19 protein-coding genes and 1 pseudogene are annotated in these 20,752 nt (G+C 61.0%); 13 read left to right on the top strand and 7 right to left on the bottom strand.

The window, feature by feature from the left end:
* Positions 1–204 precede the first annotated feature (204 nt).
* From VHO05_RS17965 to VHO05_RS17945, 5 genes are all read left to right on the top strand, one after another.
* Positions 205–2,724 carry an acyl-CoA dehydrogenase gene (locus VHO05_RS17965; RefSeq protein WP_329647984.1) on the top strand — a complete coding sequence of 840 codons (2,520 nt, stop codon included), beginning with the start codon at positions 205–207 and terminating at the stop codon, positions 2,722–2,724.
* A 15-nt stretch (positions 2,725–2,739) separates the two neighbouring features.
* On the top strand, positions 2,740–4,770 hold the full coding sequence (locus VHO05_RS17960) for a 3-hydroxyacyl-CoA dehydrogenase NAD-binding domain-containing protein (protein WP_329647983.1): 2,031 nt from the start codon (positions 2,740–2,742) through the stop codon (positions 4,768–4,770).
* Complete coding sequence (locus VHO05_RS17955) at positions 4,767–5,144, top strand: ester cyclase (RefSeq protein WP_329647982.1); 378 nt, start codon at positions 4,767–4,769, stop codon at positions 5,142–5,144. The genes VHO05_RS17960 and VHO05_RS17955 overlap by 4 nt, the downstream gene beginning before the upstream one ends.
* Positions 5,145–5,185: 41 nt before the next feature.
* A complete protein-coding gene (locus tag VHO05_RS17950) occupies positions 5,186–6,490 on the top strand; it encodes an acetyl-CoA C-acetyltransferase (protein WP_329647981.1) in 1,305 nt (434 codons plus the stop codon).
* A 102-nt stretch (positions 6,491–6,592) separates the two neighbouring features.
* Positions 6,593–7,450, top strand: coding sequence for an intradiol ring-cleavage dioxygenase (locus VHO05_RS17945; RefSeq protein WP_329647980.1), 858 nt, complete (start codon positions 6,593–6,595; stop codon positions 7,448–7,450).
* A gap of 12 nt (positions 7,451–7,462) precedes the next feature.
* Here VHO05_RS17945 and VHO05_RS17940 read toward each other — a convergent pair whose 3' ends face one another.
* Positions 7,463–8,122 carry a GNAT family protein gene (locus VHO05_RS17940; RefSeq protein ID WP_329647979.1) on the bottom strand — a complete coding sequence of 220 codons (660 nt, stop codon included), beginning with the start codon at positions 8,120–8,122 and terminating at the stop codon, positions 7,463–7,465.
* A gap of 43 nt (positions 8,123–8,165) precedes the next feature.
* Positions 8,166–9,890, bottom strand: a complete 1,725-nt coding sequence (locus VHO05_RS17935) for a long-chain fatty acid--CoA ligase (protein WP_329647978.1) — start codon at positions 9,888–9,890, stop codon at positions 8,166–8,168.
* 429 nt (positions 9,891–10,319) lie between these two features.
* Here VHO05_RS17935 and VHO05_RS17930 point away from each other — a divergent pair, with 429 nt between their 5' ends.
* The 4 genes from VHO05_RS17930 to VHO05_RS17915 all read left to right on the top strand — a co-directional run bounded on the left by VHO05_RS17930 (position 10,320) and on the right by VHO05_RS17915 (position 13,035).
* Entirely contained in the window at positions 10,320–10,586 is a 267-nt protein-coding gene (locus VHO05_RS17930) for an acyl carrier protein (protein ID WP_295558270.1), read from the top strand.
* Positions 10,587–10,691: 105 nt separating this feature from the next.
* Positions 10,692–11,936, top strand: a complete 1,245-nt coding sequence (locus tag VHO05_RS17925) for a beta-ketoacyl-[acyl-carrier-protein] synthase family protein (protein WP_329647977.1) — start codon at positions 10,692–10,694, stop codon at positions 11,934–11,936.
* A gap of 50 nt (positions 11,937–11,986) precedes the next feature.
* Entirely contained in the window at positions 11,987–12,430 is a 444-nt protein-coding gene (locus tag VHO05_RS17920; protein ID WP_329647976.1) for a cyclophilin-like family protein, read from the top strand.
* Positions 12,431–12,546: 116 nt separating this feature from the next.
* Positions 12,547–13,035 (top strand): cyclophilin-like family protein, encoded by a 489-nt coding sequence (locus VHO05_RS17915; protein WP_329647975.1) that lies wholly within the window; start codon positions 12,547–12,549, stop codon positions 13,033–13,035.
* Between the two features lie 106 nt (positions 13,036–13,141).
* Here VHO05_RS17915 and VHO05_RS17910 read toward each other — a convergent pair whose 3' ends face one another.
* Together VHO05_RS17910 and VHO05_RS17905 are read right to left on the bottom strand one after the other, a co-directional pair.
* Positions 13,142–13,429: a hypothetical protein gene (locus VHO05_RS17910; RefSeq protein ID WP_329647974.1), complete on the bottom strand. Its 288-nt coding sequence runs from the start codon at positions 13,427–13,429 to the stop codon at positions 13,142–13,144.
* A 114-nt stretch (positions 13,430–13,543) separates the two neighbouring features.
* The gene (locus VHO05_RS17905; protein WP_329647973.1) at positions 13,544–14,263 is read right to left on the bottom strand and encodes an N-acyl amino acid synthase FeeM domain-containing protein; all 720 of its coding nucleotides are present in this window, start codon (positions 14,261–14,263) and stop codon (positions 13,544–13,546) included.
* A 776-nt stretch (positions 14,264–15,039) separates the two neighbouring features.
* Between VHO05_RS17905 and VHO05_RS17900 the strand changes: the two genes are divergently transcribed.
* Positions 15,040–16,512, top strand: a complete 1,473-nt coding sequence (locus tag VHO05_RS17900) for a PAS domain-containing methyl-accepting chemotaxis protein (RefSeq protein WP_329647972.1) — start codon at positions 15,040–15,042, stop codon at positions 16,510–16,512.
* Between the two features lie 18 nt (positions 16,513–16,530).
* On the opposite strand, the gene VHO05_RS17895 is transcribed toward VHO05_RS17900, so the two are convergent.
* Positions 16,531–16,827, bottom strand: coding sequence for a hypothetical protein (locus VHO05_RS17895; RefSeq protein WP_329647971.1), 297 nt, complete (start codon positions 16,825–16,827; stop codon positions 16,531–16,533).
* 201 nt (positions 16,828–17,028) lie between these two features.
* On the opposite strand from VHO05_RS17895, the gene VHO05_RS17890 reads away from it, so the two are divergent.
* The 3 genes from VHO05_RS17890 (at position 17,029) to VHO05_RS17880 (ending at position 18,211) form a co-directional block, all read left to right on the top strand.
* Positions 17,029–17,541, top strand: a complete 513-nt coding sequence (locus VHO05_RS17890; protein WP_329647970.1) for a CreA family protein — start codon at positions 17,029–17,031, stop codon at positions 17,539–17,541.
* 93 nt (positions 17,542–17,634) lie between these two features.
* Positions 17,635–17,796, top strand: a complete 162-nt coding sequence (locus VHO05_RS17885) for a hypothetical protein (protein ID WP_329647969.1) — start codon at positions 17,635–17,637, stop codon at positions 17,794–17,796.
* A gap of 19 nt (positions 17,797–17,815) precedes the next feature.
* Positions 17,816–18,211 carry a hypothetical protein gene (locus VHO05_RS17880; RefSeq protein WP_329647968.1) on the top strand — a complete coding sequence of 132 codons (396 nt, stop codon included), beginning with the start codon at positions 17,816–17,818 and terminating at the stop codon, positions 18,209–18,211.
* Positions 18,212–18,292: 81 nt separating this feature from the next.
* On the opposite strand, the gene VHO05_RS17875 is transcribed toward VHO05_RS17880, so the two are convergent.
* Both VHO05_RS17875 and VHO05_RS17870 read right to left on the bottom strand, forming a co-directional pair.
* Entirely contained in the window at positions 18,293–19,681 is a 1,389-nt protein-coding gene (locus VHO05_RS17875; RefSeq protein ID WP_329647967.1) for a multicopper oxidase family protein, read from the bottom strand.
* A 540-nt stretch (positions 19,682–20,221) separates the two neighbouring features.
* A pseudogene (locus VHO05_RS17870) lies at positions 20,222–20,716 on the bottom strand (efflux RND transporter permease subunit); the annotation flags it as partial.
* Positions 20,717–20,752 lie beyond the last annotated feature (36 nt).

Raw genomic sequence — 20,752 nt, 5'->3', positions numbered from 1 at the left:
GAAGCGCGCAAAGAGAGAAACACTTTATACTCTTGGCTTACCATGCCGCTGTTGGGGCGGGCTTTATAGGTAGTGTGTAGTCCGCCTTCGGAAACTTAAGCCTGGGTCGGCAGTCTCTGCAACACGAAGCAGGCCGGTCCCCTTGTATCGGGTGGGCTCTCCGTAGGCGCGGAGCAGTCCAAGGACCTGAAAGCGGAGCCATCGATGGCGTTGTTCCTGCTTCTGATCGCACTGGTCGCTGTTTCCCTGGCGCTCGGCATGTGGCGCGCTTCCCCCTGGCAGTGGGCCGTTGGTTTGGGTGTCGTCACGTTGGCCTGGCAGTGTGGGTTCTTCCACGGGCATGCCCATTGGCCCCACATCGGCTTCTTCGGATTTTTGACTTGGCTTGCGCTCGCTGCGCTGGGGTCGCTGTCGATTGCGGAAGTTCGTCGTCGCGCCGTCGTGCAGCCCGCGTTCAGGATGGTGCGCGGCATCCTGCCGAAAGTCTCCGACACCGAGCAGCAAGCGCTGGACGCCGGCACCGTCGGCTTCGACGCCGAAATTTTCTCGGGCACCCCCGATTGGACCAAGCTGCGCGCCATTCCGCCGATCGTACTGACGCCCGAGGAGCGCGCGTTCCTCGACGGGCCCACGGACGAACTCTGCCGCATGATCGACCATTGGCAGATCCGCCATTCCGAGCGGCGCATGCCGAAGGAGATCTGGGATTTCGTGAAGGCGCACGGGTTCCTCGGTATGCTCATCTCGAAGGAGCACGGCGGTCTCGGCTTCTCGGCGCAAGCACAGTCTCTGATCCTGGGTAAGATCGCCTCCCGCTCCCCCGACGTCGTTACCATCGTGATGGTGCCGAACTCGCTTGGCCCCGGAGAGCTCATCGAGAAGTACGGCACCGACGAGCAGAAGCACCATTATCTGCCGCGCCTCGCAAAAGGGCTCGAAGTTCCCTGCTTTTCGCTGACCGGTCCGACGTCCGGGTCCGACGCAGCCACCATGCGAGATATCGGCTACGTCACGAAGGGCGAGCACGACGGCCGCGAGGTCGTCGGCATTCGGCTCTCCTGGGATAAGCGCTACATCACACTAGGCCCCGAAGCGACGCTCGTGGGCCTCGCGTTCCGCCTGTTCGATCCGGACAAGATCCTGGGCGACAAGGAAGACATCGGCATCACTGTCGCGCTCATCCCCGCCAACCATCCCGGCGTCAACATCGGCCGCCGTCATCTGCCTTCGGGTGCTGCATTCCCGAACGGGCCCAATTGGGGCACGGACGTCTTCATTCCGATCGACTGGGTGATCGGTGGCGAGAAAATGGTCGGGCAGGGTTGGCGTATGCTGATGGAATGCCTGGCTGCTGGCCGCGCAATCTCGCTGCCGTCCTCCGCGACGGCAGGCGCAAAGGCAATGCTGCGCGTCTCGACCGCCTACGGCCGCATCCGCCGCCAGTTCGGTCTCCCCGTTGCACGTATGGAGGGCGTCGAGGAGCCGTTGGCGCGCCTCGTCGAGACAGCCTACGTGAACGAGGCAGCGCGCGCCGTGACCGCCTCGATGGTGTCACGTGGCGAGCGCCCGTCCGTCATCTCGGCACTCATGAAGTACCAGACGACCGAACGCCTGCGCAGCGCGGTCAATGATGCGTTCGACATTCACGGCGGCCGCGCCATCTGCGACGGCCCGTCGAACTATCTCCAGGCCGCCTATCAGCTCGTGCCCGTCGGCATCACCGTCGAGGGCGCGAACATCCTGACGCGCACGCTGATCACGTTCGCGCAGGGCGCGTTGCGCTCGCATCCGTATCTCTACAAGGAAGTGCAGGCGGTCCAGGATCCCGACAGCAAGCGCGGGCTGGAGGCATTCGACGACGCCTTCTGCGGCCACATCGCGTTCTCGATTTCGAACGTCGCGGGCGCTTTCTTCCATAACCTTACGCTCGGTCTCTTCGCTGAGGCGCCGGAGCGCGTTCAGGGCCTCGAGCCCATCTATCGCCAGCTCTCGCGCGCCTCACGCAACTTCGCGCTCGTCGCCGACTTCACCGTCGCGACGCTGGGCGGCGGCCTCAAGGTGAAGCAGAAGCTCACCGGTCGCCTGGCCGACGCGTTGTCTGAAATCTACCTCGTGTCGTGCGTGCTGAAGCGCTTCGAAGATGACGGGCGCCCCGAAGCAGATCGCGCCATCGTTGCATTTGCCGCCGCGAACGGGCTCAACCGCTTCGAGGTAGCCATGCGCGGCACCATCGAGAACTTCCCCAATCCGGCAGCACGCATTCTTCTGCGCGTTCTCGTTTTCCCCTTCGGACGCCACTATTATCCAGCTTCCGACGAACTCGGCAGCAAGATCGTGCGTTTGGCGATCACACCGGGCGAGGTACGGGACCGCTTGACGCGCGATATCTATGTTTCCGACGATCCGGACGATGCCACCGGCCTGCTCGAAGTGACGCTCGCCAAGGTCGTCGCTGCCGAGGAGGCCGAGAAGAAGCTCGAGCGCGCGATCCGATCCGGTATCGTGCGCCGGTATCACGGGATCGACTGGATTGCGGCAGCCGCAGATGCCGGTACGATTACCGAAAGCGAGGCGCTCCTTCTCAAGGAAGCGGAAGCCCTGACCGCGCGCGTCATCGCCGTGGATCATTTCGCTCCTGAGGAGCTGATGCCCAACTATAGAAAAGTCGCGCCGAACCTCGGGCACAACTCCCGGGGCGTCGTCGCAGGCGCGGACCAATCGTGATGGGAGAAGCGACCAATGGCTCATGACAGTGAGGAACCCCTGGCTCCGCCGGCTGGAACGCTTGCGTTCCGCGATTGGCGGTTCTCCGTCGATCAGGAGGGTATCGGCTGGGCTGTCTTCGATCGCGAAGGACAGAGCGCCAACGCACTCGGCACGCGTCCGATTGAAGAGCTGTCGGCGATTGTCGACTGGGCCGAGGAAGGTGCGCGCCGCCGCACAATGTGCGGTCTCGTGATCCTCTCCGGCAAGGAGAAGGGCTTCATTGTCGGGGCCGACATCAACGAGTTCGAGGGCTTCGAAACGGAAGCACAGGTGATCGATCGCCTGCGCCTCGTGCTCGCCCTATTCGATCGGATCGAGCGACTTTCAATTCCTGTTGTCGCCGGCATTCACGGCGTCTGCGTCGGCGGCGGCTTCGAGCTGGTCCTCGCCTGCCACTATCGCATCGCCACGCGCGATCCCTCAACGCGCGTTGGCTTCCCGGAAGTGAAGCTCGGCATCTTCCCAGGCTGGCACGGCACAGCGCGCTCAATCCGTCAGGCCGGCCCCATTGCCGCCATGCAGGCGATGCTCACCGGCAGTATGATCAGCGCAACGAAGGCGCGCGCCATGGGCCTGATCGACGAGCTGGTCGCAAGCCGCGGCGCCCTGCGCTGGGCTGCGCGCAAGGCCGTACTGAAGAAGCGCAAGTCGAAGCCCGCGGGGTTGACGAAATCGCTGCTCACGCATTGGCCGGCGCGCGGTCTTCTTGCAAAGAAGATGCGCGACGAGACCAGCAAGAAGGCGCGTGAAGCGCACTATCCCGCGCCATTCCGCCTGATCGATCTATTCGAGCTGCATGGCGGCGATATCGAAGCGCTGAAGGCAGCCGAAACCCGCTATTTCGCGCCGCTGCTGATTTCAGACCAATCGCGCAACCTGCGCCGCGTCTTCAAATTGTCCGAGCTGCTGAAGGCGCAGGCACCGAAGGATCAGACCTGGCGCCCGATGCGCGTGCACGTCATCGGCGCGGGAACCATGGGCGCTGACATCGCCGGCTGGTGCGTTGCCTCCGGGATGGAAGTGACATTGCAGGATTTGTCGCCCGAGGTGATTGAGAAGGGGATCAAAGCGCAGTCGAAGCTCTTCTCGCGCAAGTTCAAGACCAAAGCCGAGAAGGCCGCCGCCAAGGCGCGTCTCGTCGCCGATCCCACGGGCGCCGGCATTCCCCGCGCCGACGTCATCATCGAAGCCATCGTCGAACGTCTCGACATCAAGCAGAAGTTGTTTTCCGAGCTCGAGGGCAAGATCAAGCCCGGCGCCGTACTGGCGACAAACACGTCGTCGCTCGAGATCGAAGCCATCGCTGCCCCGCTGAAAGATCCGGGCCGCCTGATTGGCATCCACTTCTTCAATCCTGTCGCCCTGATGCCGCTTGTCGAAGTGGTGCGCGGTGCACAGAGCCGCGAAGAAGAGGTCAAGAAAGGCGCGACGTTCATCACGGCCATCGGCAAGTTCCCGCTCATTGCGAAGAGCGTGCCGGGCTTCCTGGTCAACCGCATCCTTGCGCCCTACATGATGGCCGCCATGGCTCGCCTCGAGAAGGGCGAGGAGAAGGAGAAGATCGACGAAGCCGCGCGCACGTTCGGCATGCCCATGGGTCCCATAGAGCTGGCCGACACCGTGGGCCTCGACGTCTGCGCACACGTGGGGCGCATTCTCGGCCTCTCGCCCGAAGGCTCCATGCTGCAGCGTCTCGTGGATGCAAAGAAGCTAGGCAAGAAGACCGGCGAAGGCTTCTACGTCTGGAAGGACGGCAAGGCGGAGAAAGGCGAGAAGACCTTCGCACCGGCCGAGCTCGAACGCCTCGGACGAGAGCTCGTCGAGCCTATCATCCAGGAATCCGAGAGGGCGCTCGCTGAAAATGTCGTCGAAAGCGCCGACCTCGTCGACGCCGGCGTCATTTTTGGAACCGGCTTTGCTCCATTCCGCGGCGGGCCGTTGCACTTCAAGGCAAACGAGCGGGCTGCAGAGACGGCAGCCGACAACCGGACAGCGGCCGAATGATGCAGCAAGCCGGGGGCACAACGAATGCGGGAGATTTGGTCAGGCGCTTCTACGACGTTGTTTGGAATCGCACTGACGAGCAGGTCGCGCGCGAGATCCTGCACCCGCGCTTCAGCTTCCGTGCCTCGCTCGGCGAATACACGTGCACCATCGACGAGCTGCTTGTCGATGGCCAGAAAGCCGCGGCCCGCATGACGGTTGGGGGCCGGCATCAAGGCGAGTTCTTTGGCGTCTCTGCAACGGGCCGTTCGATTGCCTGGGCCGGCGCAGCATTCTTCGAGACGGACGGTCGGCAGATCACCCGCCTATGGGTGCTCGGCGACGTGGACGGAGTGAAACAGCAGCTCGGGGTGGATACACGGCGGACGTTCTGACGCCGTGGTCGCTGGGAGCAGAAGCGAACCGGAGGAGTTCAATGGCTGAAACATTGCGGCGGGTCGGCATCGTGGGCGGCGTACGCACGCCGTTCTGCCGTTCGAACACGTTATATGCCGATCTGTCCAACCTGGACCTGATGACATCGGCGCTGAACGGATTGGTCGATAAGTATCGTCTCAAGGGCGTGCATATCGACGAGGTCGTCGGCGGTGCGGTGGTCGCGCATTCCAAGGACTACAACCTTGCGCGCGAAGCCGTGCTCGGCACTACACTCGCCCCGTCGACGCCGGGCATCACCATGCAGCAGGCCTGTGGCACGAGCCTCCAGGCCGCGAGCACCATCGGCGCCAAAATCGCGTCCGGCGAGATCGACTGCGGCATTGCCATCGGCTCGGACACAACGTCCGACGCACCGATCGTCTTCTCAAAGAAGTTCGCCACGCGCTTGGTCCAGCTTCCGCAGCAAAAAACGGCCATGGAGAGGGTTCGCGTCTTCAAGGGCTTCAGTCCGCGCGAGCTCATCCCGCAGCCGCCGGATGTCTCGGAGCCCCGCACGGGCCTCAGCATGGGCCAGCACTGCGAGCTGATGGCGCGCGAATGGAAGATCACGCGCCAGGAGCAGGACCGTTTCGCCTTCGAAAGCCACAAGAAGGGCGGCGAGGCCTATCGATCCGGATACATGGATAATCTCATCGTACCGTGCGCCGGTGTCTATCGCGACAACAACCTGCGCGAGGACATCAGCCTCGACAAGCTCGCGACCTTGAAGACAGCGTTCGACAAGTCCGACAAGGGCACGCTGACGGCTGCCAATTCCACGCCGATGACCGACGGCGCCGCGTGTGTGCTGCTGGCGAGCGAGGAGTGGGCGGCGAAACACGGCCTCGCCATCGAGTCGTTCCTCACCTACACGCAAAGCTCGGCCAACAACTTCGTGGCCGGCGACGGACTGCTCATGGCGCCGACGATCGCCGTGTCCCGCATGCTCGACCGCGCGCATCTCACGCTTCAGGATTTCGACTTCTATGAGATCCACGAAGCCTTCGCGGCCCAAGTGCTGGCAACGCTCAAAGCGTGGGAAGACCCTGAGTACTGCCGCACGCAACTCGGCAAGGACCATCCGCTTGGCTCTATCGATCGCGCCAAGCTCAACGTCAAGGGCTCCTCGCTCGCATTCGGCCATCCCTTCGCTGCAACCGGCGCACGCGTGTTGGCAAATCTCTCGAAGCTCCTCGCCGAGAATGGTGGGCGCGGCCTGATCTCGATCTGCACCGCGGGCGGCATGGGCGTTGCCGCCATCCTTGAGAGCGCGACCCGGGCCCACGTGAGAGCGGCAGCCTGACACACCCCACGGTGCGCCGGAATTCTGGCGCTCGTCCGTTGAAGCCGTAAGTGCGGCGGACCTCTGGGTCCGCTGCGCAGCATAACGGGACGGGGAAGCGGCATGACAGACAAGACGGGCATTTCGCGGCGAGGCGCACTGGCAGGGCTTGCCGGATCTGCAGCCGCCATGGCCTCGGAAAAGACCGCTGCTGCCGAGCCGGCCGCGCCGCCTCAGGCGGTCCTGCCGGCCAATGTCTGCCGTATGACGCCGCGCATGGTGGAAGGGCCGTTCTATTTCGACCCCGCTCTTGTGCGCGAGGACATCACCGAGGGCCGCCCCGGCGTTCCGCTCAAGCTCGCGCTTCAGATCATCGACGGAGCCACGTGCCAGCCCATTGCCGGGGCGCGGGTGGATGTCTGGCACTGCGATGCGACGGGCCAGTACTCAGGCTACGACGGCCAAGGCGACGATCGATCCATCTCGACGAAGGGCGAGAAGTTCCTGCGCGGCACGCAGAGCACCAGCAGCACGGGCGAGGTGGCATTCAAGACGATCTATCCTGGCTGGTATCGTGGCCGCACCACGCACATCCATTTCAAGGTGCTGCTGGATGAGAAAGCGATGCTCACCGGTCAGATGTATTTCCCGGACGCGCTGTCGGAGTACATCTTCACGAGCATCGCCCCGTACAACACGCGGGCGGCCAAGCGCGATACGCTGAACAGCACTGACTTCATCGCCGGCGCCGATGGGGATCACATCTCGTTCGTGAGCTTGCGCGAGGAAGCAGACGCCTACGTTGCGTCTCTCGTCATTGGCGTGGATCGGAACGCAGAGCCCGAGCGCGCAGGCTTCGGCCGTCCGCCGGGACCGCCCCCTGGCGCGGGCCGCCGTCCGCCAGGTCCTCCGCCCGGCATGGAAGGAGGCCCGATGCGATCACACGGCACGGGCTCCATCGTGCCCGGCGGCAAGACCTGATCGAACCGCGCATCAAAAGGTGAGCTTGCCGCGCTGCTGGCCAAGCTCATCGAAGTTTTCCGGCCGGAGCCAGGCGGCGTAGCCGGCCTTTAGGCGTGGCCAGTCGCTATCGATGATGGCAAACCACGCCGTATCCCGGTTCTGTCCCTTGGCGACCATGTGCTGACGGAACACGCCCTCGAAGGTGAAGCCGAAGCGCTGGGCCGCACGCTTCGATGGCCCATTGAGGTTATGGCACTTCCATTCGAAACGCCGGTAGCCAAGCGTATCGAAGACATGGCTGGCAAAGAGATAAAGCGCCTCTGTGGCCACGCGGCTGCGCGCGATGGCTGGTCCCCACAAGATTGAGCCGACTTCGATGACACCGTGAGCTGGCTCGATGCGCATCAGAGCTTGGCGCCCTTCCGCGCGCCCGGTCTTCTTGTCGATCGCCGCAAAGAACAATGGATCGTTGGAGTGAGACGCTTTTTCGAGCCAAGGCATAAAGGACGCCAGATCGGCCGGCGCCTGCTCGAATAGATAACGGAAGCGATCTGCCGCGCCGGGCTCTTGTGCGGAAGACAGCAGGTCCTTGCCATGCCGCTCGGTGTCGAGAGGTTCGAGGCGCACGTAGCGGCCATCGAGGGAGATCCGTTCCGGACGCGGAACACCCTTCCAATCTGTCAGATCCAACGCGAAGTCCTTGAAGGAGAGGATGGGTTGCTTGCTATGGACGTCAGGCCTTTGCCCGCGCTTTTTGCACTTCTTCGGCTTTGAGCTCCTTTTTCGAGAGCTTGCCGATCATGGTCTTCGGCAAGATTTCGCGGAACTCGATATCAGCCGGCATCTCGAGCTTCGAGATCTTGATCTCGAGATGGGTCATGAGGTCGGCGCGTGTCGCCGTCTGGCCGGATTTAAGTTTGACGAAGGCCTTCGGGGCCTCGCCCCGGTATTTGTCGGAGATACCGATGACAATGGCTTCTTCGACCGCCGGGTGTTCGTACAGCGCTTCTTCGATGCGGCGCGGGTAGACGTTGTAGCCCGAGCAGATGATGAGGTCCTTGATGCGATCGACGATGTAGAAGAAGCCATCGTCGTCCATCACGCCGACATCACCCGTCCGCAGGAAGTTCCCGGCGAACTGCGCAGCCGTCTCCGCTGGCCGGTTCCAATAGCCCTTCATCACTTGCGGGCCGGCGATGCAAATTTCTCCGCGCTCTCCCCTTGGCACTTCGCGCGTCGGATCCGTGAGATCGCGCAGCGAAACGATTGTGCCCGGCAGGGGCAGTCCGATCGAGCCCCGCTTGGCCGGGCCCTCGAGGGGATTGCACGTTGCGACTGGCGACGCCTCCGAAAGGCCGTAGCCCTCGACGAGAGAGCAACCCGTTGCGGCGCTGAATCCGTCCTTGACCTCGACGGGGAGTGCGGCGCCGCCCGAGAGGCAGAATTTCAGGCTCTTGAGGTCATACTGCGCAATGCGCGGATGATTGAGGATCGCGTTGAAGAGCGTCGGCACGCCCGGCATGATCGTGGGCTTGTGTTTGGCAATCAGATCGAGTGCATCGTTCAGTACGAAGCGCGGCATGAGGATCATCTCAGCGGCCACGCGCACGCCGAGGTTCATGACCACGGTCATCGCGAACACGTGGAAGAACGGCAGGGCCGCCAGCACGCGCTCTTTGCCGTACTGGAGCTCAGGCGCCCAGGCCTCAATTTGAAGAACGTTCAGATAGACGTTGGCATGCGAGAGCATGGCCCCTTTAGGAGTGCCCGTCGTTCCGCCCGTGTACTGCAGCACGGCGATATCCGAAGTCGGATCGATGTCGACAGGAGTGAACGTGTTGGCGTCGGACAGCACATCGCTTTCGAAGCGGAGCTTGTCACGCACGGATGAGGCGCGCGGGCGGGCCAGCTCCTTCGACTTGAGCAGCTTGAAGAGAACGGCTTTGGTCGCGGGCAGCAGGGCAGGGAACGACGCCACCACGGCGCCCTTCAGCACCTTATGCTCGATGAGGCGTTCGACCTTGTCGAAGAGCACCTTGAGATCGAGCGTCACCATCAGCTCGGTCTCGCTGTCTTTCACCTGAAAAGTCAGCTCTTCCAAAGTATAGAGAGGATTGTAGTTGACGACGACGCCGCCCGCTTTGAGCACGGCGAAGTAATAGATGACGAAAGTTGGGGTGTTGGGAAGAAAAAGTCCGACTTTCGTTCCTTTGACGACGCCGATTTGCTGGAGCCCAGCGGCGGCCTTGTCGACCAGTGCGCCGATCTCTCCGTAGGTCAGCGTGCGGCCAAGGAATGTGGTGCACGGACGGTTTGGGCTTCTCGCGGCGGCCGTCTCGATAAGATGGAACAAGGGCTCCGGTTCGAGCGCCATCGACCAGTCTACCCCATTGGGATAGCTCTTAATCCAGGCATGCGCCGTACGGTTGGAATCCTGAGTTACCCCAGTCATAGCCATCCGTTGTCCTCCCGCGCTCTCCCGTTTCGGACTTGGTCCTGGAAACCCGCGTCTGCGTGTCGCGCGAGCTCCCTGAGGGTTTCGCTATCCTCCGGGCAAGCATTATCTGTAGTTTGAGCGTGAAGCCGAACGCTGCTTATAGCATTCAACACTTATTTTCTCATTACGACTAGACCTGCACAGAAACGCGGCAGGTAACGGCTGTGTCCCACGGAACTTCGCAGCGTTTTGGGATCTGAGATAAGCAGGCTTGAGCCGGACGGCCGCAGGGGGCAAGCCCCCCCGTTGGCTGGACTTCAGGCCGGTTTAAGGATATGTGACGCCCAAGCTTGTGATCATTGCGGCCCTGATCTACTTAAGTGTCAAATTACTTAAGTTCAGCAACACGGGGTCCCTGCAAGTCGCGTTGGGCAGGGTTTGGAGAGCGAGATGGACGAAGTCGCAACCAAAATCATCGACATTCTTAAGAAGCATATGAAGGAGCCGAGAGACGATATCTCCCTCTCGACCGCTTTGACGGATCTCAAGATCGAGTCGCTAGATCTTGCGATGATTGTGTTCGACATCGAGGATACCTTCGGCATCGAGATTCCGTACAACGCCAACGAAGACGTAGGCGACTTCAAGACCGTTGGTTCGGTCGTTGACAAGGTTAAGGGCCTGATGGCCGCTGGGCCCGCCGCTGCAAAGGCGTAAGGACCCGATCGACGTGCTTTCCCGCCAATTGCACTGGTTGCCCAGAGGGCAGCCAGTGTTCGGACGTGGCTGGACGGCAGTCTCCAATCTTAGGATATGAGAGCGATGACAAAGGGCAACGGCACACGTCGTGTGGTCGTCACGGGTCTTGGCGTGGTTACGCCGATCGGACTCAACGTGGCCGACTTCTGGTCCAGCATGCAGGCCGGCAAGTCGGGCGTCTCCGAACTCGGTGGATTTCCGCTCGAAGACCTCAAGATCCTCATCGCGGCTCAGATCAAGGATTTCGATCCCAAGGTCCGGCTCAAGAACTACAAGCGCGACAAGATCATTATGCATGCGGACCGCTATTCGTGGTTCGCGGCGGCAGCGGCCGAAGAGGCTGTACAACAATCCGGCATCGAGTTCCCGTTGGTCAACCCCTATCGCTCCGCCTGCATCATCGGGTCCGGCGCAGGTGGTTTGACGACCTTCGAAAACGCATACCGCGATCTCTTCATTCACAACAAGCGCGCGACCAACCCGTTGACGCTTCTACGCATCATCGGCTCGTCCGCATCGGCGCATGTCGGAATCGAGTACGGCATCAAGGGTCCGACATTCGCGACCTGCTCCGCTTGCTCGACAGCGACGCACGCCATCGGTATTGCGCGGGACTACATCCAGAACGATCTCGTCGACGTCGCCATCGCCGGCGCTTCGGAGTCGGTCATCAACTATGGCACGATGAAAGCCTGGCAGGCCCTCCACGTCCTGTCGCCCCAGGGCTGCTTCCCGTTCGCGAAGAAGCGCAACGGCACCGTGCTTGGCGAGGGCGCGGGTATTCTCGTGCTTGAAGAGTACGAGCACGCGAAGCGCCGCGGCGCGACCATTCTCGCAGAGCTCGCCGGCTACGGCATGGCTTCCGACAGCCAGGACATGGTGAAGCCGACTGTCGAAGGTCCGACTTATGCGATGCGGATGGCGCTCGATGATGCCGGCATCGATCCGTCGGCGATCGACTATCTGAACGCCCACGGTACGGCGACGAAGGACAACGACATCAACGAGACGAAGGCCATCAAGGAGGTCTTCAAGAACGCTGCTTCCAAGCTTGCGATCTCGTCGACCAAGTCGATGACCGGTCATCCGCTGGGCGCGGGCGGCGGCATCGAAGCCGTGGCCTGCATCAAGGCCATGCAGGAGAGCTGGGTCCCGCCGACCATCGGTCTCGATGAAGCCGATCCGGAGTGCGATCTCGACTACGTGCCGAACGTTGGACGTAACCTGAAGGTCGACTACGCAATGTCGAACTCGTTCGCATTCGGCGGCCTCAATGCGGTCGTCGTCTTCGGTCGTCCGCCGGCCTGATACGGTACGGAACTTGATCGCGCCTCGGCTCTGAGGCTCAATGGCAGCCGATGCCGACCAATCTGCTTCCCAAGCGGCCAACACCGCCGCGGAGCGCGAAAGCGCGCTCCGTTTCGGCGCCCGCGCGCCGCGTGTTGATCAAGGCGGGACGGATTACGATTCGTGCCGAACTCCTCGACACCGCGACAGCGGATCGAGTTTGGGCCGCGCTTCCGCTCTATTCGACGGCGGAGCGATGGGGCCAATCCATCCATTTCGAAACGCCGGTTGAGACGGGTCGCGATCGGACCGCGCGCGTGCTCGCGACGCCGGGTGAAATCTATTTCTGGGTCGAAGATGATCGCATTCTGATTGTGTTCGGGCCGACTCCTATCTCACGGCCTGGAGAGGTGCGCTTGCCAAGACCTTGCAACCTCTGGGCAAAGGCACTGGACGATGTAACCCCCTTGAAGGATGTCGCTCCAGGTGAGAAGGTATCTGTGACGGTCGCTTGAAAACATTGCCCGCTGCGATCCACCTTGACGAAGGTGATACATCGCAGCCTAAACCTGTCGGCCGTCCAAGGTGGCCCAGAAAATTGGCTAGCCAGTAAATGACTCGGGAGGCTGTGGTGCGGCACATACTCATCAGAGCGGGCACTGTGGAGATTCGCGCGCGCTTGCTTGCGACGCCGACGGCGGATCGTATCTGGAGCGCTTTGCCGATCCGCGGCTCGGTTCAGACATGGGGCAAGGAAGTTTATTTCCGCACCCCGATTTCTCACGACCTCGAGCCGGAGGCGCGCATTGTCGTCAACAAGGGCGAGATCGCCTTCTGGCCGGACGGCGATGCCATCACCATCGGATTTGGCGCGACGCCGATCTCGAAGCGCGGCGAAATCCGCTTCACCAGCAAGTGCAACGTCTGGGCCGTAGCGATCGACGACGTCGACCAGCTCAAGAGCGTATATCCCGGAGAGCAGATCTCAGTCGTTGAGGCTGACAGCGAAGGCCGCGCTTGGATTGCCGGTCATCCGATGCAGGAGACCCATCGCGCGTCGCATGGCGGTATTCATGCCGCAATGTGTTCGTCGGGCGACGAAGGCGGCACGGCCGGCTGATTGCTTCGATAGCTTACCGCAACAAGGAGGCCGGAGCGTTGGAGAGCCGCCCCGGCCTTAGGCATGCCCGGCGGACCGGGCGCTGAATTTCGGGAATGCCTGCGTCTTACTTCGCGGCGACCTGCTTCTCGACCACCGACTTCGAAACTTCACCGGCCGCGACGAGGGCGTTGATGCAACCCTGCGAGAGGTTGCGGCCAACGGCGCGCATGCACTTGCGAACGCCGGGGCTATCAGGCGCGTGCTGGCTGCAGTGGGCGTAGTAGTCCGAGGCGCAGGCCATTTTGACGGAGAGGCTGACGGCGCCGGCCTGGGTCGATGCGGCCAGGGTGCCGAGGGCGACGGCGGCTGCGAAAGCTGCGCGGGCTGCGAGAAGGGTGCTGATCGGGGTCATTGGTTCTCTCCATCACCAAAGTTGATGAGGAGAGAATGCCCCTAACGCCGCCCCTCCGCTGTTCCCGACGGAACGCGGTGAAATAAAAACGAGAAGTCGGAAAGCCCCCTGAGGCTATTCAGCCGCCAGGCTTGTCCGACCTTCGATGAGGGCGGGAAGACGGGTCCGGAGATCGTTCAGCTCGGCTTCGTCGAGCTTGAAGAACATGTTCTTCGAGACGCGGCGCTTGAGATTGTCGTCGAGCGCGCGCTCGAGCAGCAGAACCGGCACGTCGCCGGGCGGATAGAGCTGAGCAGGACCGGTAACCTTGAAGTCCATCACATGCTCGTAGAAGCTCCGCCACTTGGTTTGCGTTGCGACCAGGAGGTGCTTGGCATCCATGGCAATGCAAGCCGAGATGCCGGCTCGTATCGCAGCCGCATAGAGCCGGGCGCGGTAGCGCGTGTTGTCGAGCTCAGGATCGATCGCAAGACGCGATAGTTCCACGACGGTGCCGCCAGCGTTGGCCTTGATGGCCTCAACCTGCGGATAGACCCGCTCGCAGGGAAGAGCCGGGGAGGAAACGCCCGGCGTGTAAAAGCTGAGTCTTAAAGTAGCAATGCACGCACCGCGGCGGAACAGACCGGCGACAAGGGTCGTCGGCAAGTCGTCGTAGGCGTCGGTGTAAATCCCGAACGGAGACGGTTCGATAAGTCCTGCATTGGCGTAGCCGCGATAGCGGAGCGCAAACGCGTCGCGCCGGTTGTCGGAAGCGGAATACCAAACAGTGCTGACAACAGCGTCTGCTTGCGCCGCTGGCATAGGTGCGGCCTCGACCTGGGCTTGTGCTTTCACGAAGACGTCTCGCCGTTGTAACGGGTGGAGGACACCCCGTTGAACCCCTCAGGTATCCCGAACGCAGTCTGAAATAGTCGAGTTCCGGAAACCGGCAATGGATTTCCGTTGAGACTGAATGTCACGGAAGGCTCGAGCAAGCAAGCCAAAGCCCGATTCATGCGGGTTTGGACCATCCGCAGACCTCGGACGACATCGAATTATCGTTAATTGCGTCCAGCTGCGGCGAGAATGCATCACCAGAGGAGGTCCCGGACGCGGGGACGAATCGAGACCTCCTCCTCGATGACCGAGACAAGGATATGAGGGCAATGTCCCGGCACTGAGGATCGTGAGCGATGTATACCTAATGAAATATAAACGGAAAAAATAAAGCCGGTTCCATGGAATACGCTGGTCGTGCAAAGCGTTTTCTCAGCCCTCGCAATGGGCTGAGGCAGAAAGGTTCTCCCACAAGTTGTTTTGGCGAATTGTTCCAAAAATATAAGCGGCGGGAAAATCTCGTAAAGTCCGGACCGGCAAGCAGGTGCTCTGAATTTAGGCAAAAATCTGTCATATGATGAATATTATATAGAGATTTCAGGTTGGTAATTTCGGCTCTTTGACGGAAACGTCAGCAACTCATTTTATTACAATTCCGTATGAGGCTGCGAAATTCTGCCGATATTAATTACTCATTAGCCATGAAACGTCATCCTTTTGCGCAATCTCCGGATGCGACGGCTGCGGATGATGCGCTGGCACTGCCGGAAAAACGGCAAAAAAGGACGGCCGCGATGTTCAGCCAGAAATCAAATGAACTTCAATCAAAACTCGACGCGCTCGATAAATCCCAGGCCGTCATCGAGTTCAACTTGGACGGCACGATCGTTAACGCCAACGCGAACTTTCTCGGCGCAGTCGGATACACGCTGTCCGAGATCCAAGGCCGACATCACAGCCTCTTCGTCACTCCGGAAGAGCGGGCAAGCCAGGATTACGCAAAGTTTTGGTCAGCGCTCAATAGGGGCGAGTTCCAGGCGGGCGAATACAAGCGCGTCGGCAAGAGCGGCAAGGAAATCTGGATCCAGGCCACCTACAATCCGCTCCTGGATTCGAGCGGCAAGCCGTTCAAAGTTGTGAAGTTTTGCTCCGACGTGACGGACCGCAAATTGAAAGCGGCCGACTATGAAGGCCAGATCGCAGCGATCAGCAAATCCAACGCGGTGATCCACTTCCATCTGGACGGGACGATCACAGCGGCAAACGCGAACTTTCTGGGAGCTGTCGGATATACCCTCGACGAGATCGTGGGGCGCCACCATCGGATTTTCGTATCCGAGACCGAACGCGCAAGCCCGGCTTACGCTGCATTTTGGGAGGCGCTTCGCCGTGGCGAGTTTCAGGCGGGCGAGTATCGCCGCGTCCGCAAGGACGGCAAAGAGATGTGGCTGCAGGCGACCTACAACCCGATCTTCGACGCGTCGGGCCGCCCGTTCAAGGTCGTGAAGTTCTGCACCGACATCACCGGGCAAGTGCGGATGAAGGCCGCGCTGAAGCAGACCATCGATGTCGATCTCGGCAAGGTTACGCACGCAATCGCCGATACGACACAGCAGATTGCCAGTGCCGCCAACTCGTCTGCGGCCACGTCGACAAACGTGCAAGCCGTGGCCTCTGCGGCCGAAGAGCTTGTGTCTTCCGTTCGCGAAATTGGCCGGCGCGTCGCCGAAGCCTCACAGATCACGAACCAGGCTGTAACGCTCGGCAAGCAGACCAATGACATCGTCAGCGGCTTGGCGACGTCTGCCGATCGCATCGGCCAAGTGGTGAGTTTGATCAACACGATCGCATCGCAAACCAATTTGCTCGCGCTCAACGCGACAATCGAAGCCGCGCGCGCAGGTGAAGCCGGCAAGGGCTTCGCCGTCGTTGCATCGGAAGTGAAAACGCTGGCGAGCCAGACGGCGAAGGCGACCGCCGAGATCGCGTCTCAAATCGCAACGGTTCAGGCCGGCACGAACAACGCCGTCTCTGCGATCCAGGAGATCACAACAGTGATCAACTCGATCAACGACATCTCCAACGGCATCGCGGCAGCGATTGAGGAGCAGAGTGCCGTGACGCAGGAAATCTCGGCCAACATGCTGACCGCCTCGAACGGTGTACAGGTGATCACCGAGAACATGGCAAGGATCGCAACCGCAACGGAAGCAGCGAGCGCATCCGCGCGGACGGTCATGGAAGCCTCGAAGAGCCTCGTGGCCTGAGACCTGCGGACTCAGGAGTTAGATCTCGCGACGGGCGGTCCCGCCGAGATTCATGATCGCGTCCCGCAAGATCCGCCGGAGTTGATCCGCCGGGTAAGCGTGGAGGGCGTCGCCATAGGCAAGCCGTAGCCAATGGCGCAGATCGCGCAGTTTGCAGATCGCCATCGCGCTGCCCTGGGAGTGTTCGAGTGCATCGCAATCAGCGAGTGAGGCTTGCAATACGTCGGCATTTCTACCGATCGGCGTCGCCGCGATCCGGTCGAGCATGGCATCGACCCGTAACGTAACGTCGTCAGTCAGGCGCGTGTCGGGCATCGTGTTCCCCCCTCCGCCGTATGTGACCACGGCAGAAGGCTACCGCTATTCGCGCCTTCGCGCGCTGGCCCGCACCCGCGCATCCACAAGCAAGAGTGCATCACCTCTGCGCCTATGCCGCGCTTCAATCGAAAGCGCTGAGGCTCTAGTAATCCCGGTGCGCGCGGCCCATCTCCGGCCAGTGCTGAATGGGAGCAGAAGATGAGACTACGAAACGCAGTATTGTCGCTCGGACTCGTGGTGTGGGCGCCGGCGGCGGCCCTCGCTGACGATCCAGATCTCATCTTCAGAAAGACGACCGTTTGGAAGTTCCTTTCTCCCGATCATAAGCTCGGCACCTACGCCATCGACGATCCTGACGTCGAAGGTGTCGCTTGCTACTTCACTGTTCCGGAAAAAGGGGGGTGGGTCGGCTGGCTTGGGTTGTCCGAAGAGCTTTCCAACGCCTCGCTCTCCTGCCGCCAGGTTGGACCGATCAAGTTTAAGAGGAAGCTCTCGCAGGGCGACGAGGCTTTCAGCCAGCGCCGGTCGCTGATCTTCAAGCGCATGCAGATCGTGCGCGGATGCGATGCCAAGCGCAACGTACTGGTCTATCTCGTCTACACAGACAAAATGATCGAGGGCAGTCCGGAGAATTCCACATCGAGCGTGCCGATCAGTCCGTGGGGCGAGGCAACGCCGCCGATGAAATGTGCGGATTGGATCAGCGATTGAGCGAGGTGGCCGACCTTACGAATGCGTAAGTCAAAGAACAAGCTCCCGTAAAGAGCGAGTGCTAGCGTTCTCTCCCCTTTAGGAGGAAACGTCATGACGAAGACACTGGCTACCGCCATCGCCGCTAGCATCCTGCTCTTGAACGTGGCTCCTGCATTCGCGGCTGATGCGGCACCGCCCACCACAAAGGCCGAATGCAAAAAAATGGCTGATATGAAATGGGATTCGAAGACCCATGCCTGCGTGAAGAAGTAATTCGACCGGAGGGGAGACCATGCGTTGCGGGCGCGTGCTCCTCGCGGCTTCGGCCGCTGTAGCCTGCAGTCTCTCCTCCACCCCCCCAAGCGCCGCACCACCCTCGGAGGGTGGTGCGTGCGCCGCCATCACAAAAGATCTGCAAGGGCAGATTGAAACGCTCAAAGCCCTCAAGGCCCACCCGGACAACGGCTTCAAGCAATTCTCGAGCACGAAGAAGCATCCCGAAAAGCCGGAAGACCCACAAAAGGAGCTGTCGCGCGAGCGCGAACGCATCGAGACGTTGAACACCATGTTGCCCGGTATGGGATGCCCGCGCCTCGATATCGACTACGAGCTGGCCCAGCCGTTGAACCAGGCGCTACTCCCGCCTGCGCCAAAGGACTTAAAAAAGCACCATAAAGCCGGATTCTAATTCGAACGGGCTCCGCCTGTGCAATGGCGCGAGGCGCATCGGCCCATGTCGATGTGGGGCGCGCGTATTTCGACATGCTTCTCAAGTCACGCGCAAATAGCCGGACATTCCCGTCTTCTGATGCTCGATGATGTGGCAATGAAAGGCCCAATCGCCCGGATTGTCGGCGACCAGAGCGAGTTGCACCTTCTCATCCGCGTTGATCAAGTACGTGTCGGTTACTTGCGGCGCCACCTCTCGCGTCGATGACGCGAGCACAGTGAAGCTCATTCCGTGAAGATGGATTGGGTGTACGTGCGGCGTGAGGTTCTCGAGGTCGAGAATGTAGCTATTGCCGAGCTTCAGTTCCGCGAGAGGTGCCGTCGGATCCGGCGTGTCTCCTGGCCACGGCACCTTGTTGATAGCCCAGAAGCTGTAGCCAAGTGATCCGCAGATGCTGTCGACCGCTGTAGACTCGGCCGTGGCGCTGAGTGCAAGCGAGATGCGGCGTGCTGTTGCGACGTCCGCCTTAGCGACCGGATTTTCTGCAAGGGGAGTGAGGTCGCGAAGATCGCGTTTGAGAGAGCTGCCGACGGCGCGGAATGTTGCAATTGTCTTGGGACTCGTGCCGCGCGTGTCTTTCAACATCGCAATTGCGCCCTCCGCATCGGGCATCCGCACAGCCAGATCCACACGCTGTCCGGGACCGAGCATCAGAGAGTCGAGCGGGAATCGGGAAGGTACAGGGTTCCCGTCGATGGCAATGACGGCGGCATCGGCGCCTTCCATGTTCATCCGATAGATCCGCGTCACATCCGTAATCGCAATGCGCAGGCGCAGGAGCCCCCCAGCTGGAGCATCGTATTGGGGCTCTCCCATCCAGTTGGCCGTACGAACTGTCCCGAACGTTCCCGATTTGCCCGCATCTCTCGGCAGAAATTGAGCAATGAACTGCCCGTCCTTGCCGAGGCGCCAGTCGCGCAAGTTCAGAACAACTTCGCCATCGAATTTCGGATCGTCGGGATTTTCGACGACGATCACGCCGGTGAGGCCATGGCCCATCTGGGTGAGGGTGTTGCAGTGAGGGTGATACCAGAAGGTTCCGGCATCCGGCGGGGTGAACGCGTAGTCGAAGCTTTCGCCCGCATTGACGTAGGGTTGCGTCAGAAATGGAACGCCATCCATGTTGTTCGCGATCCGTAAGCCGTGCCAATGGATCGTCGTCGGTTCGTCAAGCGCGTTGATGAGTTGAGCTGCGAACGGCTTGCCTTTGGTCAGGCGAAGCGTCGGCGGCATGCCTGCATCGCCGTAGGTCAGTACATTCTTGGTTGGTCCGGAATCCGAAAGCTGCGCTTCTGTCTTGTGCGCCTTGAGGATCTGCGTCGGTAGCGGTGCTGCAAGACCGAACCGCCCGGCGATGCCCAACCCCGCAGCATAGCCTCCCGCCATTGCGGATGCTGCCAAAAACTTACGGCGTGTGAGAAGAGGCATGCGGGCACCAGCCTGAGGTCAAGGAGAGTGAAGATCTAAAGTAGACGTAGATATTCATCAATACGGTCGCTAGAGGGTAGTGGCCCGATGACGCGTCGTGCGTGGTTCCGCCGCAAACGAAGCCGACGGTGCACAGAGGCACGTGCTTGCGGCTAGCTCGCCGGCATGAATGTGTCCAAAGGAGTAAAGGCTTCAGCAGCCGAGCCAGAATTTCCTGAAGCACGTGTAGCCATCGGGCGGGTGATCCCAGGTGCTGGCCATTCTTGAACAGCTCTCGCTGATTTCCGAATAGAGGACGTACTCCGCACCGACCAGCATGCCCCGCTGCATCGCCCCGACGAGCCCATCACGCGGAATAAGTGGCTTCGGAAAGCGTGGATCGCTGAGGCGCGTTCGGTACGCGAGACACCTCACGCTGTTGCGTTCCAGACGCTCATATTCCGGCGCCCCGAGGATTTCGAGAACCTCTTCGCGTGTCATGCGAGCGGAGAGCGGCGCTGGTGGTTCGGCAACAGCGTCTGCTGAAAGGATGAAACTCGCGAGCGCGAAGGGAATGGTCGAGGCAACGATAACCGCGCTGGTGAGGTTGCCGAGAAACAGCCACTGGAACAGAAACACAAGTACGATGCCGACAACCATGTTGTGCAGCACTGTGTGCGTCGTCACATTTATGAGGCCGCGACGGTCGTAGATCGGCTTGATCTCGACACCCGGCGGCAGGATATCGCTCGAGTTGATTTTGTCGATCTCCTCGCTGACGCGCTGTATTGTCGGTAAGCTCTTCTCACCGCGACGCATGAGGACAATTCCTTGTACGATGTCGTCATCGTTGTCCTTGCCGACGATGCCGAGCCGCGGTTGGCTTCCGACCGAGACTGTAGCGACATCCACGACTCTTATGGCGAGGCCGTTCTGCTGTGTCAGCATCGTGTTGCGCAAATCATCCATGGAGCGGACAAGTCCGATCCCGCGCACAACGGCGGATTGATCCGAGATATCGATCGTTTGGCCTCCAACGTTGATGTTGGAGCTGCTGATCGCTTCGATCGACGGCGGTCCGTCATCGATCGT

The organism is Hyphomicrobium sp. (genome assembly GCF_036262015.1).
Classification (GTDB): Bacteria; Pseudomonadota; Alphaproteobacteria; order Rhizobiales; family Hyphomicrobiaceae; genus Hyphomicrobium_C.
This window is presented reverse-complemented; position numbering and strand designations above follow the sequence as displayed.